This window comes from Microbacterium sp. K41, assembly GCF_004794395.1.
GTDB lineage: Bacteria > Actinomycetota > Actinomycetes > Actinomycetales > Microbacteriaceae > Microbacterium > Microbacterium sufflavum.
Genome location: NZ_SSDO01000301.1, coordinates 19,826 through 38,069, shown reverse-complemented (window position 1 = coordinate 38,069; position 18,244 = coordinate 19,826). Strand labels below are relative to the sequence as shown.

17 protein-coding genes are annotated in these 18,244 nt (G+C 67.3%); 7 read left to right on the top strand and 10 right to left on the bottom strand.

Features of this window, described 5'->3' with window-relative positions:
* Positions 1 to 3: 3 nt before the first annotated feature.
* From DW309_RS08880 to DW309_RS08870, 3 genes are read right to left on the bottom strand one after another with little or no spacing between them, the layout of a single operon-like run.
* Positions 4 to 933 (bottom strand): DUF4097 family beta strand repeat-containing protein, encoded by a 930-nt coding sequence (locus DW309_RS08880; protein WP_136045160.1) that lies wholly within the window; start codon positions 931 to 933, stop codon positions 4 to 6.
* Positions 930 to 1,619 carry a LuxR C-terminal-related transcriptional regulator gene (locus DW309_RS08875; RefSeq protein WP_136033727.1) on the bottom strand — a complete coding sequence of 230 codons (690 nt, stop codon included), beginning with the start codon at positions 1,617 to 1,619 and terminating at the stop codon, positions 930 to 932. The genes DW309_RS08880 and DW309_RS08875 overlap by 4 nt, the downstream gene beginning before the upstream one ends.
* A complete protein-coding gene (locus DW309_RS08870; RefSeq protein WP_136036485.1) occupies positions 1,607 to 2,872 on the bottom strand; it encodes a sensor histidine kinase in 1,266 nt (421 codons plus the stop codon). The genes DW309_RS08875 and DW309_RS08870 overlap by 13 nt, the downstream gene beginning before the upstream one ends.
* Before the next feature lie 117 nt (positions 2,873 to 2,989).
* Between DW309_RS08870 and DW309_RS08865 the strand changes: the two genes are divergently transcribed.
* Positions 2,990 to 3,700: a VIT1/CCC1 transporter family protein gene (locus DW309_RS08865; RefSeq protein ID WP_136036484.1), complete on the top strand. Its 711-nt coding sequence runs from the start codon at positions 2,990 to 2,992 to the stop codon at positions 3,698 to 3,700.
* A gap of 65 nt (positions 3,701 to 3,765) precedes the next feature.
* Here the strand turns inward: DW309_RS08865 and DW309_RS08860 are convergent, their stop codons facing one another.
* The 7 genes from DW309_RS08860 to dnaA form a co-directional block, all read right to left on the bottom strand.
* Positions 3,766 to 4,170 (bottom strand): DUF3566 domain-containing protein, encoded by a 405-nt coding sequence (locus tag DW309_RS08860; RefSeq protein ID WP_136033734.1) that lies wholly within the window; start codon positions 4,168 to 4,170, stop codon positions 3,766 to 3,768.
* Positions 4,167 to 6,725, bottom strand: coding sequence for a DNA gyrase subunit A (gene gyrA, locus DW309_RS08855; protein WP_136033736.1), 2,559 nt, complete (start codon positions 6,723 to 6,725; stop codon positions 4,167 to 4,169). Before gyrA ends, DW309_RS08860 begins: the two co-directional genes overlap by 4 nt.
* Before the next feature lie 51 nt (positions 6,726 to 6,776).
* Complete coding sequence (gene gyrB, locus DW309_RS08850) at positions 6,777 to 8,858, bottom strand: DNA topoisomerase (ATP-hydrolyzing) subunit B (protein ID WP_136045159.1); 2,082 nt, start codon at positions 8,856 to 8,858, stop codon at positions 6,777 to 6,779.
* 118 nt (positions 8,859 to 8,976) lie between these two features.
* Positions 8,977 to 9,480 carry a DciA family protein gene (locus DW309_RS08845; RefSeq protein WP_136033739.1) on the bottom strand — a complete coding sequence of 168 codons (504 nt, stop codon included), beginning with the start codon at positions 9,478 to 9,480 and terminating at the stop codon, positions 8,977 to 8,979.
* On the bottom strand, positions 9,473 to 10,666 hold the full coding sequence (recF, locus tag DW309_RS08840) for a DNA replication/repair protein RecF (protein ID WP_136045158.1): 1,194 nt from the start codon (positions 10,664 to 10,666) through the stop codon (positions 9,473 to 9,475). Before recF ends, DW309_RS08845 begins: the two co-directional genes overlap by 8 nt.
* A gap of 59 nt (positions 10,667 to 10,725) precedes the next feature.
* On the bottom strand, positions 10,726 to 11,868 hold the full coding sequence (gene dnaN / locus DW309_RS08835) for a DNA polymerase III subunit beta (RefSeq protein ID WP_136045157.1): 1,143 nt from the start codon (positions 11,866 to 11,868) through the stop codon (positions 10,726 to 10,728).
* Positions 11,869 to 12,346: 478 nt separating this feature from the next.
* On the bottom strand, positions 12,347 to 13,735 hold the full coding sequence (dnaA, locus tag DW309_RS08830) for a chromosomal replication initiator protein DnaA (RefSeq protein WP_136045156.1): 1,389 nt from the start codon (positions 13,733 to 13,735) through the stop codon (positions 12,347 to 12,349).
* Between the two features lie 314 nt (positions 13,736 to 14,049).
* Between dnaA and rpmH the strand changes: the two genes are divergently transcribed.
* The 6 genes from rpmH to rsmG are packed head-to-tail and all read left to right on the top strand — an operon-like array spanning position 14,050 to position 17,112.
* A complete protein-coding gene (rpmH, locus tag DW309_RS08825; RefSeq protein ID WP_022879826.1) occupies positions 14,050 to 14,187 on the top strand; it encodes a 50S ribosomal protein L34 in 138 nt (45 codons plus the stop codon).
* Between the two features lie 6 nt (positions 14,188 to 14,193).
* Entirely contained in the window at positions 14,194 to 14,544 is a 351-nt protein-coding gene (rnpA, locus tag DW309_RS08820) for a ribonuclease P protein component (RefSeq protein WP_136033747.1), read from the top strand.
* Positions 14,541 to 14,891 carry a membrane protein insertion efficiency factor YidD gene (gene yidD / locus DW309_RS08815; RefSeq protein ID WP_136045155.1) on the top strand — a complete coding sequence of 117 codons (351 nt, stop codon included), beginning with the start codon at positions 14,541 to 14,543 and terminating at the stop codon, positions 14,889 to 14,891. Before rnpA ends, yidD begins: the two co-directional genes overlap by 4 nt.
* A 3-nt stretch (positions 14,892 to 14,894) precedes the next feature.
* Positions 14,895 to 15,965, top strand: coding sequence for a membrane protein insertase YidC (yidC, locus tag DW309_RS08810; RefSeq protein ID WP_136033750.1), 1,071 nt, complete (start codon positions 14,895 to 14,897; stop codon positions 15,963 to 15,965).
* Positions 15,962 to 16,453 carry a Jag family protein gene (locus tag DW309_RS08805; RefSeq protein ID WP_136033753.1) on the top strand — a complete coding sequence of 164 codons (492 nt, stop codon included), beginning with the start codon at positions 15,962 to 15,964 and terminating at the stop codon, positions 16,451 to 16,453. The genes yidC and DW309_RS08805 overlap by 4 nt, the downstream gene beginning before the upstream one ends.
* On the top strand, positions 16,453 to 17,112 hold the full coding sequence (gene rsmG, locus DW309_RS08800) for a 16S rRNA (guanine(527)-N(7))-methyltransferase RsmG (RefSeq protein ID WP_136045154.1): 660 nt from the start codon (positions 16,453 to 16,455) through the stop codon (positions 17,110 to 17,112). The genes DW309_RS08805 and rsmG overlap by 1 nt, the downstream gene beginning before the upstream one ends.
* Positions 17,113 to 18,244 lie beyond the last annotated feature (1,132 nt).

The window sequence follows — 18,244 nt, the reverse complement described above, 5'->3', positions numbered from 1 at the left end:
GGCTCAGCGCCCGGGTCGGATCGTCACGTTCCCCGCCGCGAGGGAGACGTCGATCGTGTGTCGCGCGTTCGACCCCTGATCGACGGTGGCATCGAGCGAGCCGGCGCTCACGTCCTGGGTGAGGCTGTACTCCACGTCGGGCAGCGTGAGGTCGACCGATCCCGCGCTCGCATCGACCGATGTGCGCGCGGGCGCCGAGCTCGTGAGCTCCACCGTGAGATCGCCCGCCGAGATGCCCAGGTCGGCCTCGGTCACGGAGTCCAGCACGATGTCGGCGCGCCCGGCGTTCATCTGCACGTCGAGCGTCTCCGCCGCGCCCTCGACATCGAGCGACCCCGCGTTCACGTCGAGCTCGAGGTCACCGAAGTCACCCGTCACATCCAGGCTGCCCGCGTTGAGCGTGAGGTTCGCATCCAGACCGGCGTCGCGCAGGCTCTCGGGCAACGTCAGCACCGCGACCTCCTCGTCGCCGAACCAGTTTCCGAACCACCAGCCGAACACACCCCGCGGGCTCTTCACGACGAGTTCGTCGCCCTCCCGCTCGAACGTCCAGGCCTGCCCGCGGCCGTTCGTGACCGCCAGTTCGGCGTCGTCCACGTCACCGAACTCCACCCGCACACTGCTCGCGTCGGCATCGAGGTCGACGCCGTCGATCCCGTCCACGCCGACGGTCTGGACCGAGTCGGGTCGGCTCGATGACATCACGGAGCCCGCGGCTGCGGCCGCCGCCGTGCCTCCGGCGCCGAGCAGGGCGAGGCCGCCCACCACCGCGGTGATCACGAGGATCGCCGTGGCGCCCGAGGAACGTCCGGGCTCGGTACCGGAGCCGCCCGACACCATCGGTGCGGGCTCGGCCGGGGCGTGAGGTGCCGTCGCAGGGGGAGGGGTGAGCGGCGTGTGGCCGCCCTGGGGGCCCTGATCTTCGGTGGTCATCGTGCCATTCCTGTCTGTCCGGTCGGCGGCGTGGGGCCGCCCGTGTTCTCGATGTGCGCCAGGGCCGCCAGCACGCGACGGTTTCCCGACTCGTCCTGCTCGAACCCCAGCTTCTGGAAGATGGAGGTGATGTGCTTCTCGACACTCGCCTCGGAGACGAACAGCAGTCCGGCGATCGCCTGGTTCGACTTGCCCTCCGCGATCAGTGCCAGCACGGTGCGTTCACGTTCCGTGAGGCGCAGCATCCGGTCGTCGCGGTTGCGTCGCGTGAGCAGCTGCGCCACGACCTCCGGGTCGAGCACGGTCGCTCCGTCCGCGATCCGCTGCACGGACTCGATGAACTCCGCGACGTCGGCGACCCGGTCCTTCAGCAGGTAACCCAGGGGCCCGCCCTGCGCCGCGATCAGGTCAGACGCGTAGCGCTCCTCCACGTACTGCGACAGCACGAGGATCGGAAGGGACGGATGCGTCGCCCGCAGCGCCAGCGCCGCACGGATCCCCTCGTCGGTGAACGTCGGAGGAAGCCGCACGTCCAGGATGCAGAGCTCCGGGTCGGCGGATGCCACGGCCTCCGCCACACCGTCGGTGTCGGTGAGCGCGGCCACCACCTGGTGACCCGCGTCTTCCAGCAGACGCACGAGCCCCTCCCGCAGCAGGACCGAGTCCTCGCAGATCAAGATGCGCATGGCACGTTCACCTCCAGGCTGGTCGGACCACCGAGCGGGCTGTCCAGGCGGAACGTTCCGCCGGCGGCGAGGATCCGGTTCGCGATGCCGTCGAGGCCGCCGCCGGGGAGCACCTGCGCGCCGCCCATGCCGTTGTCCTCCACGCGGGCCCACAGCACGTTGCCCTCGCGCAGTCGCACGGTGACCCGGGCCTCGCTCGCGCGGGAGTGCTTGGCGGCGTTGGTGAGGGATTCCGCGATCGAGAAGTACACCGCGGCCTCGGCCTCACGACTGCACCGCCCGTCCATCCGCACGTCGAGGTGCACGGGGATGTGCGAACGGCCGGCGAGTGCGGACAGCGCCGCGTCCAGCCCGCGGTCGTCGAGGACCGAGGCGTGGATCCCCCGCGCGAGCTGCCGCAGCTCGGTGATCGCCGCCTTCGTCGAGGTGTGCGCCTCCGAGATGAGGTCCTTGGCCGCGTCGGGATCGGTGTCGATCTTCTGCTGGGCCAGGCCCAGGGTCATGCCGACCGAGACGAGACGCGGCTGCACGCCGTCGTGGAGATCCCGCTCGATGCGGGTGCGCTCCACGTCGGCCGCACGCACGGCTCCCTCCCGCTGCGCCGTCGAGGCACGCACCCGCTCCGTGAGCTCGGTCTCCCGACTGCGGGCGACGATCGCCAGGGACAGGGTGCGGTGCAGGAACGCGAGTCCGATGATGCCGGCCGCCGATGCGGCGACGCCCAAGATCCCGATGAGCGGAGCCCAGGCGACGGGGATCCCGGCACCGCCGAAGGGGCCCATGATGCTGTCGGCAGAGGTCAGGGGGGCGAAGGAGATGATGATCGACCACACGAGGCTCCAGGCCAGGCGGAGCACGACCCAGCCCAGCACTGCCGAGATGGCGAAGTTCGCGACGGCACGCCACATGCGTCCGTCGACGGCCTGTCGCCCGAGGGCGCGGAGCCAGCCGGCGAAGCCGGGACGATCGCGCGGCTGCAGTCGCAGGGGCGCGAGCGGGGTGCGGTAGAGACCGGCGACGCGCGCGACCTCGAACCAGCCGAGGCCGTAGAGCGCGTAGACGAGACCGACGAGCAGGACGATGCCGATGCCGGCGACGAACACGAGGCCGATCCCCGTCCCGAGCAGTGCGCCGAGGGTGGCGAAGATCCCGCCACCGAGGACGCCGATGCCCGCCAGATGCAGGACCGTGAGGAAGAGGCGCAGCGGTGGCTTCGCCGGAGCGGCGGCCGGAGGCGCAGGCTGAGTGGTCATGTTTCCACGGTACGGGGGAGGGTGGCACGCGGGCACCGAGGCAGCCGGACACTCCGGTTCGGGTTTTCCCTACCCGGGACCGCCCTCGCCACTGTCCTCGTCTGCTTCACTGGTGGCATGACAGCCCACGAGGGAGAACCGCACGGCACCGGAGTGGGTCAACGCCTCAACTGGCTGCGCGCCGGTGTCCTCGGAGCGAACGACGGGATCGTGTCGGTGGCATCGCTGGTCGTGGGCGTCGCCGGTGCCACCACGGATAACGCCGCGCTCCTCACCGCGGGCGTCGCCGGTCTGGTGGGTGGGGCGATCTCCATGGCTCTGGGCGAGTACGTCTCCGTGAGCAGCCAGCGCGACAGCGAGCGCGCGCTCATCGCCAAGGAGAAGGAAGAGCTGCGCACGATGCCGGAGGCGGAGCTCGCCGAGCTCACCTCCCTGTACCGCGACCGGGGGCTCACGGAGGACACCGCGCGCCGTGTGGCCGAGGAGCTCACCGCGCACGACGCTCTGTCGGCACACCTCGAGGTGGAGCTCGGCATCGATCAGGACGACCTGGTCAACCCGTGGCACGCGGCGCTATCCTCCGCGATCGCGTTCACGCTCGGCGCGCTGCTCCCCTTGCTGGCGATCCTGCTGCCCCCGCCCGACTGGCGAGTCCCGGTGACCTTCGTCGCGGTGTTGATCGCCCTGGCCGCGACGGGCACGATCTCGGCGAGGATCGGAGGATCCGCGCCGGGCCGAGCGGCACTGCGGCTCGTGATCGGCGGAGCGCTCGCGCTGCTCGCGACGTGGCTGATCGGCACGCTCCTCGGAACGACCGGGGTGGTCTGAGCCGCCGCGCCGTGCACACGACGAAGGGCGGGTGCCGCAGCACCCGCCCTTCGTCGTGACTCGCGTCAGTTCGACATGAAGCCGACGAGCAGGCCGCCCGTCACCTTCACGGCGAGGTTGTAGATGCCGGCGATCACGGCGCCGAGCACCGTGAAGACGATCAGGTTCAGGATCGCCACGACCGCGGCGAAGGCCATCACCTGCGGCAGGCCGACGACCTCGGACAGCACGAACGCGTTGTCCGTGATGCCCTGGAGGAACTCATCTGCGGTCGACATGATGCCCGTCGCCTGGAGCACCAGGAAGATGAGGAAGAAGGAGACCATCGTGACGACGGCGAGAGCCACGGCTCCCAGGAAGGAGAGCTTCACCGCTGACCAGAAGTCGACGTACACCAGGCGGAGGCGAACCTGCTTGCCACTGGTCTTGCGGGTCGACTTCTTCGCCAGCTTGTCGGCCACTGTGCTCATGCGTCTGTATCCTCGGGTGTCTCTGTCGTCTGGGGGGCCTCGGTGTCGACATCCGCTTCGGCCTCGTCTTCTGCGAGACCGCGCTCACCGTTACGGGCGATGGCGAGGATGCGGTCGGCCTCCGTCGTGCGGGCGAACACCACTCCCATGGTGTCTCGACCCTTCGCGGGGACCTCGGCCACGGCAGAGCGTACCACCTTGCCGCTGGACAGAACCACCAAGACCTCGTCGTCCTCCGCGACGATCAGACCACCCGCGAGAGTGCCCCGATCGTCGTTCAGTTTCGCGACCTTGATGCCCGTTCCGCCACGGCCCTGGACCCGGTATTCCTCGACCGCCGTGCGCTTCGCGTACCCGCCGTCGGTGACCACGAAGACGAACTTCCCGGCGGCCGCGACCGAGGCGGACAGCAGGCAGTCGCCGTCGATCTTGAACTTCATGCCGCGCACACCGGCGGTCGCGCGGCCCATGGGGCGCAGTGCCTCGTCGGTCGCCTCGAACCGCACCGACATGCCACGGCGGCTGATGAGGAGGATGTCGTCCTCGGCGTTGACGAGCAGCGCGCTGACGAGCTCGTCCTCCTCGTTGAGCCGGATCGCGATCACGCCGCCCTGACGGTTCGTGTCGTACGCGTCGAGTCGGGTCTTCTTCACCAGACCGTCGCGGGTCGCGAGGACGAGGTAGTCGGCGACCTCATAGTCGCGGATGTCGAGCACCTGGGCGATGCTCTCGTCGGGCTGCAGGGCGAGCAGGTTGGCGACGTGGGTGCCCTTCGCGTCGCGACCGGCCTCTGGCACCTCATACGTCTTGGCGCGGTAGACGCGGCCCTTGTCCGTGAAGAACAGCAGCCAGTGGTGCGTGGTGGTGACGAAGAAGTGCTCCACGATGTCGTCGGCGCGGAGCTGGGCGCCCTTGACGCCCTTGCCACCGCGGTGCTGCGAGCGGTAGTTGTCGCTGCGCGTGCGCTTGATGTAGCCCTCGCGCGTGACGGTGACGACCATCTCCTCTTCGGCGATGAGGTCTTCCATCGAGACGTCGCCGTCGAACCCGTGCAGGATGTGCGTGCGACGCTCGTCGCCGAAGCGGTCGACGATCGCGGTGAGCTCCTCGCGGATGATCGTGCGCTGCCGGCCCTCGTCGGCGAGGATCGCCTTGTACTCGGTGATCTGCGCCTCGAGCTCGGTGGCCTGGTCGATGATCTTCTGGCGCTCGAGGGCCGCGAGGCGACGCAGCTGCATCTGCAGGATCGCATCGGCCTGGATCTCGTCGATGTCGAGGAGCTTCTGCAGGCCCTCGTTCGCGTCGGCCGTGGTCTGCGATCGGCGGATGAGCGCGATCACCTCGTCGAGGGCATCGAGCGCCTTCAGGTAGCCGCGCAGGATGTGCATGCGCTTCTCGGCCTCGTTGAGGCGGAACTGGGTGCGCCGCACGATCACGTCGATCTGGTGCGCGATCCAGTTGGTGACGAAGCCGTCGATCGCGAGCGTGCGCGGAACACCGTCGACGATCGCGAGCATGTTCGCGCCGAAGTTCTCCTGCAGCTGCGTGTGCTTGTACAGGTTGTTGAGCACGACCTTCGCGACCGCGTCACGCTTGAGCACCACGACGAGGCGCTGACCGGTGCGGTCGGAGGACTCGTCACGGATGTCCGCGATGCCGGTGATCTTCCCGTCGCGCGCAAGGTCGCCGATCTTCACCGCGACGTTGTCGGGGTTCACCTGATACGGCAGCTCGGTGATCACGAGGCACGTGCGGCCCTGGATCTCCTCGACGTTCACGACCGCGCGCATCGTGATCGAGCCGCGACCCGTGCGATAGGCCTCGTGGATGCCCTTCGTGCCGAGGATCTGCGCGCCGGTGGGGAAGTCCGGCCCGGGGATCCGCTGGATCAGACCGTCGAGCAGCTCCTCGCGGGAGATGTCCGGGTTGTCGAGGGCCCACAGCGCCGCGTCCGACACCTCGCGCAGGTTGTGCGGCGGGATGTTCGTGGCCATGCCGACCGCGATGCCGACCGAACCGTTGACGAGCAGGTTCGGGAACCGGGCCGGCAGGACCGTCGGTTCCTGCGTCTGTCCGTCGTAGTTGTCGGTGAAGTCGACGGTCTCCTCTTCGATGTCGCGCACCATCTCGAGCGCGAGCGGAGCCATCTTCGTCTCGGTGTATCGCGGCGCCGCCGCGCCCATGTTGCCGGGGGAGCCGAAGTTCCCCTGGCCGAGCGCGAGCGGGTACCGCAGCGACCACGGCTGCACCAGGCGCACCAGAGCGTCGTAGATCGCGGAGTCACCGTGCGGGTGGTACTGCCCCATGACCTCGCCGACCACGCGGGCACACTTCGAGAACGACTTGTCCGGGCGGAATCCGCCGTCGTACATGCCGTAGATCACGCGGCGGTGCACGGGCTTGAGGCCGTCGCGCACGTCGGGGAGCGCGCGCCCGACGATCACGGCCATGGCGTAGTCGAGGTAGCTGCGCTGCATCTCCGACTGCAGGTCGACCTGGTCGATCTTGCCGTGGTCGTGGCCCTCGTTGATGTCGGGACGTTCTTCGTCAGTCATGTGTTCTCTTCAATTTCCGGTCGTTGAGCGAGCGAGGAGGCGAGCTCGCGCTCAGATGTCGAGGAAGCGGACGTCCTTGGCGTTGCGCTGGATGAAGCTGCGTCGCGACTCGACGTCCTCACCCATCAGCACGCTGAAGATCTCGTCGGCGGCCGCGGCGTCTTCGATGGTCACCTGACGCAGGGTGCGCGTGGTGTGGTCCATCGTGGTCTCCCACAGCTCCTTGGCGTTCATCTCGCCGAGACCCTTGTACCGCTGGATGCCGGCGTCCTTCGGGATGCGCTTGCCGTTGTCGAGCCCGTACTTCAGGAGGGCGTCGCGCTCGGCGTCGCTGAACACGTACTCGTGCGGGGCGTTCGACCACTTGAGGCGGTAGAGCGGCGGCATCGCGAGGTACACGAAGCCCGCCTCGATGAGCCCGCGCATGTAGCGGAACAGCAGCGTGAGCAGCAGCGTGGTGATGTGCTGACCGTCGACGTCGGCGTCGGCCATGAGCACGATCTTGTGGTACCGCGCCTTCTCGATGTCGAACTCCTCGCCGATGCCCGTGCCGAAGGCCTGGATCATCGCCTGGACTTCCTTGTTGCCGAGCGCCTTGTCGAGGCGCGCACGCTCGACGTTGAGGATCTTGCCGCGCAGCGCGAGGATCGCCTGCGTGTGCGGATCGCGGCCCTGCACGGCCGAGCCGCCGGCCGAGTCACCCTCCACGAGGAAGATCTCGCTGATCGACGGGTCCTTGCTCGTGCAGTCCTTGAGCTTGTCGGGCATGGCCGCAGACTCGAACACGCTCTTGCGGCGCGCGGTCTCGCGAGCCTTGCGGGCGGCGAGTCGGGCGGTCGCAGCGTCGATGGCCTTGCGGATCACGTTCTTCGCCTGGTTCGGGTTGCGCTCGAACCAGTCGCCGAGCTGGTCGCCGACGACCTTCTGCACGAAGGCCTTCGCCTCCGTGTTGCCGAGCTTGGTCTTGGTCTGGCCCTCGAACTGCGGCTCTCCGAGCTTGATGGAGATCACGGCCGTGAGGCCCTCGCGCACGTCGTCGCCGGAGAGGTTGTCGTCCTTCTCCTTGAGCAGGTTGTTGGCGCGGGCGTAGCGGTTGACCAGCGTGGTCAGTGCCGCGCGGAACCCCTCCTCGTGCGTGCCGCCCTCGTGGGTGTTGATCGTGTTCGCGTAGGTGAAGACGTTCTCGGTGTACGACGTGGTCCACTGCATCGCAACCTCGAGCGAGATCTTGCGCGCGGTGTCCTCCGACTCGAACGCGATGATCTCGTCGTTCACGACCTCGGCCTTGCGCACCTTGTTGAGGTACTCGACATAGTCGACGAGACCGCGCTCGTAGAAGAACACGTCGGACGGCTGCTTGGTGACGGCCTGCCCGTCCTCCTCCGTCTCGTACGCGGAGTCCGGGCGCTCGTCGGACAGCTCGATCCGCAGTCCCTTGTTGAGGAACGCCATCTGCTGGAAGCGCGTACGGAGCGTGTCGTAGTCGAACTCGACCGTCTCCTGGAAGATCTCCGCGTCCGGCCAGAAGGTGATGCTGGTGCCGGTCTCGTCGGTCGCGGCACCCTTCTCCAGCTTCTGCTGGGGGACACCGCCGTTCGCGAAGCTGTGGTTCCAGACGAAGCCCTTCTGCTTCACCTCGACGTCGAAGCGCGTGGAGAGCGCGTTCACCACCGACGAGCCGACGCCGTGCAGACCGCCGGAGACCGCGTACGCGCCGCCGCCGAACTTGCCACCGGCGTGGAGGATCGTGAGCACGACCTCGACCGTGGACTTCGACGGGTCGGACGAGTGCGGGTCCACGGGGATGCCGCGGCCGTTGTCGACGACGCGGACGCCCCCGTCGGCCAACAGGGTCACCAGGATCGTGTCGGCGTAGCCGGCGAGGGCCTCGTCGACCGAGTTGTCGACGATCTCGTAGACCAGGTGGTGCAGACCGCGCGGTCCCGTCGATCCGATGTACATGCCGGGGCGCTTGCGGACGGCCTCGAGGCCTTCGAGGATCTGGATCGAGTCGGCGCCGTACTCTCCCGGCTGCTGCTTCGGGCGGTTGGCGGACGACTCGGTGGTTCCCTCGGGTGCGGGGGTTCCCCCGGTGTTCGATTCCGTCTCGTCAGCAGGGGATTCAGGCGTCATCAGAGGGCATTCTCCAGATCGATAGCTCGAACTCCCATTCTAGCCGGGTTTCGAGTCGATATGCCGCTCAACGGCCGCGTGTGGCCCTCTGAGCGTGTCAGACCCCTTGCATGGTGCCCTACCCGTAGGTATCGCGCGGGCCCCGCCCTGGAACGACTCTGGGACCCCATTTCCAGGAGGGGACGTCCGGTCCGATGAAGCGGAGGTTCTCGACGCCCGCTTCCGGATACCGTCTCCCGATCTCCGTCAGGATCGTCGCGCGCATGAACTGCAGGTTCTTCGCCCAGGCAGTCGAGTCGCACTTCACCGTCAGCAGTCCACGCTCCAGCGACACCGGCTCGGAGTGCTTCGCGGTGTCGGCGCCGGCCAGGTCGGCCCATTGCCGGACGAGGTCCTCCCTGGCGAGCGTGGTCTCCCACCCTGCGTCGCGGCTGAGCCGGTCGAGCACATCGCCGAGCGTTCCGGGGTCGCGGCCCGGTGTGAAGGGGGCGTTGTCGTCGTCGACCGTGATCCGACGCTTGCGCTTCCAGTTCTTCGCACTCGGCGTCAGACCGCGCAGACGCAAGTAGGTGGCGACGGTCTCGGGAGCTTCGATCACGGCGTCGGCGGCCACGTCACTCATCCGGTGCCTCCCGCTCGTCGGTGATGGTGCCCGCCGTGATCCGCACCACGTGTGCGTGCAGCACCTCGGGGATATCCTCCTCCACCGCCGCGGTGACGACCACCTGTTCGTAGCCCGCGGTGAGGGACGCGAGGCGCTGGCGTCGATCCGCGTCGAGCTCGGCGAACACGTCGTCGAGGATCAGGACCGGATCACCCGCGGGTGACTCGCTGCGCAGCAGTTCGGCCGAGGCGAGCCTCAGCGCGAGGGCCACCGACCAGGACTCCCCGTGCGAGGCGTAACCCTTGACCGGGAGGTCCCGCACGCGCAGCACAAGGTCGTCGCGGTGCGGACCCGACAGCGTGAGCCCGCGGTCGAGCTCCTGGGTTCGCTTCGCTGTCAGGGACGCGCGGAACAGCTCGGCCGTGCGAGCGACGTCGATGCGCTGCTCGGCCGCGGGCGACGACACCTCCTGCTCCTCGGCGTCGGCATCGTCCTCCGGATCGGCACCGGCCACGGACAGCGCCCACTCCAACCGGGGCCGGTGGTCGGCGCCGGCGATCGCAGCGTAGGCCTCGGCCACGGGCTGCTGCAGATCCGCGGCGAGACGCTGGCGCGCGGTGATGATCTCGGCGCCGAGCGCGACCAGCTTGTCATCCCACACGTCGAGCGTGCTCAGGCCCTCGCCGCGGACGCCCCGCGCCCTGGCCGACTTCAACAGGGCGTTGCGCTGCTTGAGCACGCGGTCGTAGTCGCCGAGCACCGCAGCCATCCGGGGGGTGCGCTGGATCAGCAGCTGATCGACGAACCGTCGTCTGGCTGACGGATCACCACGGACGATCTGCAGGTCTTCCGGCGCGAAGAGGACCACGTGGGCGTAGCGTGGCAGCTCGTTCGCCTTCGATGGCGAGCCGTTGATGCGGGCTTTGTTGGATCCCTGCCGGTTCACCTGCACCTCGACCAGCACACGCCGTTCGCCATGGGAGAGCCGCGCGCGGATGACCGCGAAGTCCTGTCCGTCTCGCACCAGCGGCGCATCCGACGACACCCGGTGCGAGCCGAGCGTGGCCAGGAAGACGACGGCCTCCGCAAGGTTCGTCTTGCCCTGTCCGTTCCGTCCGACGAGGACGTTGGGGCCGCGATGAAGAGCCAGATCAGCGGTCGCGTAATTGCGGAAATCGACCAGGTTCAGGTGCTCCACAATCACGGAGCCAGCCTACCTTTCGGGTCGGACATCCTCCCCGCCGCCGGGGCGACGCGACGCGCTCAGCGCAGGAGCAGGTTCGGCTGCAGCAGGTACTTGAACGAGTCCAGGCCCGCCTGGTCCACCGACGTCTGGCTGGTGATCAGGACCGGGCTCAGCTTGTTGGCGTTGTCGCTCGACGTGAAGGTGACCCGCACGAACTCGCTCTTCACCGCGCCGAGCGCCTCGATCAGGTACTGCGGGTTGAGGCCGAGCGTGACCTCGTCACCGCCGGACAGGATGGCGTCGACCGATTCGGACGCGCGTGCGTGCTCGCTGCCGGACGCATCCATCGTGACGCCGTCGGCCGAGAAGGTGAAGCGCAGCGGGGCGGCGCGGTCGAGCACCAGGGACACGCGGCGGACGGCCTCGATCAGGTCGGCGGTGTTCACGACCGCGTAGTGATCCGTCTGCTCGGGGAACAGACGACGCACCGGCGGGAAGTTGCCCTTGATGAGCAGCGAGGTGACGGTCTTGTTGCCCGCGGTGAACGCGATGATCTCGCGGTCGCCCGCGCCGGAGAACGCGATCTGGATCGTGCCGGCGTGCCCGAACGTCTTCCCGACCTCGAGCAGGGTGCGGGCCGGGACCAGCGCGGTGGCCTCGACGGCTTCTCCGTCCCACGGCACATCCCGCAGCGAGACCCGGTAGCGGTCGGTGGCCACGAGGCTGAGCGTCTGCCCGGTCACCTCGAGCTGCACGCCGGTGAGGACCGGCGTGACGTCGTCACGCGAGGCCGCGAAGCCGACCTGGGCGATCGCGGTGCCGAACTCATCGGCGGGGACGACACCGGAGGATCCGGAGACCTCGGGGATCGAGGGGTATTCCTCGACCGGCATGGCCGCGAGCGTGAATCGCGCAGAGCCGCAGGTGACCGCGATGCCGCCGTCGTCCTCGACGGCGATCTCGATCGGTGCGTTCGGCAGACGGCTCGCGATGTCGGACAAGAGTCGGCCGTGCACCAGGATCGTCCCCGGGGTCTCGACCGTGGCCTCGATGGTCGTCCTGGCGGATGCCTCGTAGTCGAAGGCCGAAAGGGTGAGCCCTGAACCGTCTGCCTCGATCAGCACACCGGCCAGGATCGGCTGCGGGTTGCGCTGGGGGAGGAGCTTGACGACGAAGGACACAGCCTCGCTGAAGACATCGCGGTTGACCTGAAACCTCACGGGTGCTCCCTTGTCGTCGTCATGACGGGTCGTCGTCGGGTCCTGCCAGTGCAGGGCTTCCCATGCTAGCCCTACAGTCCGGCGGATCCCTACGCCGGAGCACCGGCGACGCACCGGTCGGGTTGTCCCCACTGTCTGGTGATCGGATCGCCCCTTGAATGACTTAACTCCTTAACGGTGTTAACCGCTGTGGATACTGTGGATAAGTCGGTGGAAAGCAGACGCGAGTAGGGAACTACACGACTGTCACTTGTGGAGACGCTGAGGAATCCGCGGGTTATCGAGGATGTGGAGACTCGAGGGCTCGTGACGGTTATCCACAGGTTTCCCCATTCGGCCCACATCCTGAGCGCCGCGATCCCGAATCATCCACAAGTTATCCACATGTGCATAGACGCATTTATCGGAGACGTCCGGCCGTTGTCAAGAACGACGAAGGGCGCCGTCCTCGACGGACGACGCCCTTCCTCCGGCTCCGTCAGCGACGGCCGAGTTGCGTGGTGATCTCCGTGACCTGGTTGTAGATCGAGCGGCGCTCCTTCATGAGCTCGCTGATCTTCTTGTACGCATACATGACCGTGGTGTGATCCCGGTTTCCGAACAGCTGCCCGATCTTCGGCAGAGAGAGGCTCGTGCGCTCACGGCACAGATACATGGCGATCTGCCGGGCGGTCGCGATCTGCTGCGACCGGCTGGAGCCATAGAGGTCGTCGACCGTGAGCTTGAAGTACTGGGCGGTCGCCGTGATGATGTCGGTCGGGGAGATGATGTTGTCTTCCGCCGTGTCGATGATGTCGCGAAGCACGGTCTGCGCCAGCGAGATGTCGAGCGCGGAACGGTTGAGGCTGGCGAACGCCGAGACACGGATCAGCGCACCCTCGAGCTCACGGATGTTGGACGACACCACGGTGGCGATGTACTCCAGCACCTCGTCGGGGATGTGGAGCGCCTCGCTCTGCGCCTTCTTGCGCAGGATCGCGATACGGGTCTCGAGGTCGGGCGCCTGGACGTCGGTGATCAGTCCCCACTCGAAGCGGCTCCGCATGCGATCTTCGAAACCGGTCAGGTGCTTCGGTGCCACGTCGCTCGTGATCACGACCTGCTTGTTGTGGTCGTGCAGCGTGTTGAACGTGTGGAAGAACGCCTCCTGCGTCTCGGCACGGCCCTGGAGGAACTGGATGTCGTCGATCAGGAGGATGTCGACATCGCGGTACCGGGCCTGGAAGGCGGCACCCCGGTTGTTCGCGATCGAGTTGATGAAATCGTTCGTGAACTCCTCGCTGGACACGTAGCGCACCTTCACGCCGGCGTAGAGGGACTGGGCGTAGTCGCCGATCGCGTGAAGGAGGTGGGTCTTGCCGAGTCCGGAGTCGCCGTAGATGAACAGAGGGTTGTATGCCTTGGCCGGTGCTTCGGCGACGGCGACCGCGGCGGCGTGGGCGAAGCGGTTGGACTGGCCGATGACGAAGTTGTCGAAGGTGTACTTCGGGTTCAGCCGTGACTCGTGGCGCAGCTGCGTCGGCTGCTCCATCGGCGACTCGCGCGGCTGCTCCTGGAGACCGAAGTCGGCGACGGCGATCGGCGCGGTCGGCTGATCGGCCAGTTCGTGGTTCACCACGACGCGGTACGACGTGACCTCGTCGCCGATGTGGGCGAGGGCTTCCATGATCGGCAGCCGGAGACGCTTGTTGATCTGCGCGGCGGTCAGATCGTTCGGCACCTCGAGATACAGCGTCGCGGCCATCACTCCCGCCGGGACGGCGAGGCTCAGGAATCCCTGCAGCTGAGGAGTGACGCGATCGTCGGCTTCCAGCAGCTCCTGCACCGTGGTCCAGATCGGGACGTCGGGCTGGGCTGGTGAGGACATGGTGCTCCGGACGACGGTTCGGGTCGCGGTCGACGTGCCGTGCCCCTGTGGATAACTTCGGATGCCACGGTAGTCACACCGGCCACGAACGGCAACCTGCCCTTGAAAACACGGGGCGTGTTGTGCGCATCGGGCGCGTCCGGGTTGTGGATAATGGCTGTGCGGTTCGCGAGAGGACTCGAGCGTCGCAGGGCGCTAATTTGCCCTGTGCGCCGCCAAGACGTACCCTTAGTCGGTTGACTTATGCCTTTTTGGGCAGTTCCCCATGTCTCCGGTCGAAGTGAATCCGGTGGCAGCATTCCCGGAGTGATCTCATGAGCAAGCGCACCTTCCAGCCCAACAACCGTCGTCGCGCCAAGAAGCACGGTTTCCGTGCTCGCATGCGTACCCGCGCCGGCCGTGCCATCCTGTCGGCACGCCGCGCGAAGGGCCGCACCGAGCTCTCTGCGTAAGCAGCCGTGCTCGCCCGCCCGTTCCGTCTGACCCGCGGGAGCGACTACCGGATGGTCGTTCGACGCGGATCGCGTTGTGGCGGGGCGCGCGTCATCACCTCGATCCTGTCGACGGGTGAGCGGCGTGAGCCGCGGTTCGGTTTCATCATCAGCAAGCAGGTGGGCACCGCTGTGGTGCGCAATACCGTGCGTCGGCGTCTGAAAGCCGTCTGCGCGGAGGCGCTCCCGCGTGTTCCTCAGGGCACGGATGTCGTCATCCGTGCCCTTCCTGCATCCTCCGTGGCGTCGTTCGCCGAGCTGCGCACCGACGTCGAGAGGTGCCTGCAGCGTCTGGCTCCGAGCGAGGTCTCCTCATGACCGCGCTTCCCGCCTCGTCGGTCGGGAACGGGGTGATGCGCGGACGCGACATCGTGCGCAGCATCCCGCTGCTCCCGCGGAACGCGGTCATCGCCTTCCTGTCCGGGTACCGCAAGGTCATCTCCCCGCTCTACGGCGATGTCTGTGCGTACTACCCTTCCTGTTCCGCCTACGCTGTAGGTGCGGTGCAGCAGCACGGTGCCGTGCGCGGAGCCCTGCTCTCCGCGTGGCGCATCCTCCGCTGCAATCCCTGGACCAGCGGAGGCGTCGACGACGTCACGCCGCACCAACACTTCCGCTACGACCTGACCTCCCATGGTTTCGTCGTTCCCTCCCGAAAGGACTGACCGGTGGGTCTTGACCTCCTGCTCGCCAGCACCACCCCCAGCCCCGAACCGGCTGCCGGCGGGTTCGACCTGCTCGGCACGATCCTCTGGCCGCTGAAGTGGGTCGTCGAGCTCATCCTGGTCGCCTGGCACTGGCTGCTGACCGCGGTCGGGCTTCCCGCCGCGTCCGGTATCACCTGGGTGCTGTCGATCGTCGGCCTCGTCGTGGTGGTGCGCGCGGCGCTGATCCCGCTCTTCGTGAAGCAGATCAAGAGCCAGCGAAAGATGATGGAAATTGCTCCTGAACTGCGAAAAGTTCAGGAGAAGTATCGCGGGAAGAAGGATCAGCTCTCTCGCGAGGCCATGAGCCGCGAGACGATGGCGCTGTACAAGAAGCACGGCACGACGCCGATGTCGAGCTGTCTGCCGCTCCTCGTGCAGATGCCGATCTTCTTCTCGCTCTACAGCGTGCTGAGCGATGTCAGCAAGCACGCGCGAGACAACATCGGCGGTGTCGGTCTCCTCAGCCCCGAGCTCACGAAGGAGTTCTACGACGCGAAGCTCTTCGGCGTCGCCTCGTTGCACGAGACGCTGGGCAACGCGATCGATGCGCAGAACACGACGGCCATCATCATCCTGGTCACGCTCGTGGTGCTCATGATCGGGTCGCAGTTCTTCACGCAGCTGCAGATCATCTCCAAGAACCTGTCGCCCGAGGCCAAGACCGGCCAGGCGTACCAGATGCAGAAGATCATGCTCTACGTGCTGCCGCTGGGCTTCATCTTCTCGGGCGTCTTCTTCCCGCTCGGCGTCGTCGTGTACTGGTTCATCTCCAACCTGTGGACCATGGGGCAGCAGTTCCTCGTGATCCGTGAGATGCCGACCCCGGGTTCTGAGGCGGCGAAGGCCCGCGAGGAACGCCTGGCGCGCAAGGGCAAGGCCATCGATTCGTCGGGCAAGGTGGTCCCGATGTCGGTGTACGAGGCCGAGCAGCAGCGTCTGCTCGAGGAGGCCGAGAAGGCCAAGGCAGAGGCACCGAAGCGTCAGCAGCCCGTGGGTAAGAAGCGGGCGAAGAAGAAGGGAAGCGGTTCATGAGCGAGGTCGTGACCGGGAGCACGGAGCCGACGGTGGCGCAGCTGGAGCTCGAGGGCGACGTCGCCGCCGACTACCTCGAAGAGCTGCTCGACATCGCCGACATCGACGGCGATCTGAACCTCGATGTGCGTCAGGGCCGCGCCTATGTGTCGGTGGAGGCCGAGGGCGATGGACTGTCCGTGCTCTCTGCACCTGACACGGTCCAGGCGCTGCAGGAGCTCACTCGACTGGCGGTGCAGAACAAGACCGGTTCGTTCTCCCGGCTGATCCTCGACATCGGTGGTTCGCGCGACACCCGGCGTCGGCAGCTCGAAACGCTGGTCGACGCCGCCGCCGCGAAGCTCGACGAGGGGTCGTCGCAGGCGTCGCTTCCCTCGATGTCGAGCTACGAGCGGAAGCTGGTGCACGACATCGCTGCCGACCGCGGCCTCGTCTCCGAGTCGTACGGTGAGGGCGCCGACCGCCACACTGTGTTGCGTCGTCGGTGATGTCGGACTCGTCCACCGAACCCGGCGCACCCGAAACCGGTGTGGTCGAAGCAGAGCCGGCCGTCGCCGCTGAACTCTTCGGCGACCGTATCGACATCGCGCGACAGTTCACGGCCGCTCTTGCTCGTGAGGGTGAGGAGCGCGGCCTGATCGGACCCCTCGAACTCCCGCGGTTGTGGACCCGTCACATTCTGAACAGCGCGATCGCCGCGCCCCTCTTCCACGGCACCGTGGCGGACATCGGGTCGGGCGCCGGGCTCCCTGGTCTGGTCCTGGCGATCGCGCGACCGGATGTCACCTGGACACTGGTCGAGCCGATGGAACGCCGGATCACCTGGTTGAACGAGCAGGTCGCGGCTCTGGAACTCGACAACGTCACGGTGCTGCGGTCGCGCGCGGAAGACGTGAAGGCGGGCGATGGATTCGACGTCGTGACCGCTCGCGCCGTGAGCGCGCTTCGGACTCTCCTTCCCCTCACAGCTCCGCTGGTCCGTGACGGAGGGGAACTCGCCCTGCTCAAGGGTGCGAACGCGGCGAACGAGATCGAGGCTGCGCAGAAGCAGATCAAGAAGTACCGCCTTTCCGACGTGCGGGTAGAAGTCCTCGGCGAGGGAGTGCTTCCCGAGACGACTCGCGTCGTGCGTGCGCGCGTGCGGTGACGTCGCCGTTTCACGTGAAACATCCGGCCTGACGAGGCGTACTCGGCACGGCTATGCCGCGGAAGTTTCGGCGGTTGCTGGGGGGTGCGGGCTGCATCCGATGTGCGGGAGCGGACGACTCTCGCCGCAGGGGAGGACTTGGCGCCGCCGTGTCTTCGTCACGCGCCGAGCGGCGTGTCTGACCGAGCGCGTCCAACACGGACAGCACGGCGACGGTCGGTCCGGTCGGGCGAGCGTGACGTCGGCGACTCGCGGTCGCGCGATGCGATGCCTGCGATGGGTCCCGCCCGGTTTGGGGTGAGACCCCACCTGGCCACGTGTCCTCCCCTCGCGGTTAGAACGTGGTGCCCGACATGCGAACAGATCCCTGACCGCCGACGGAGCGTCAGCCGTTGGTGAGGGATGTGACGGCGGCATTCCTAGACACACACGTCCAGAGCAGTTGCACGGCATCGACATCGTGTGCGGTGCAGCTGGCGATTGACCGGGCGCGGGCTCGCGAGGTGGGGTTGTGGTTGACCGTGCCACCAGCCGGAGGTTGCAGGCCCGCGCCCTTCCGGTGCCCGACGTCCTTACAGGTTCGATGCGCGCCGGCAGCCCGTTTCACGTGAAACATCGAAGTCAGTACCTCAGGCGGAGGCTATGTTTCACGTGAAACACGGCGAGGTCGGGCAGGTGACGGTGACGTGGCTTGCATCGCGACTGAGTGGTCCTAGTGCGGCCTTTGATTGAGATCGATGGTCAGCTCGGTCCCGGCGGATTGAAGAGCAGATCCCAGGGCGTACAGGGGATGAGCGCCGCAGTTCATTCGTTGCGGACGAACTCCGGTCCGGTGGGTCGCAATCGTAGGGAAGGACTGGCCGCGGGTGTCGACGGGGGCCCGCGGGGTGGTGCGCAGCCTGTGCCCGCGGCGAGTCGTGTGAGAGTTTCCGCGGCCGCGGATTCACTGGGTGTCCCCAGAAGGAGCGGTGTCGGGGGAACGCAGGTTTACGTCAGCGCCCTGTATGTCGGGTGGTGCGGGCCTGACCGCGGTAAGACACTGCAACCGATGATCCGAGCGGATACGACGAGGAGCCCGAGTGCGCGAGTCATCGACGCGGGAGATGACCACGCTACATGAGCTTCATGGTGG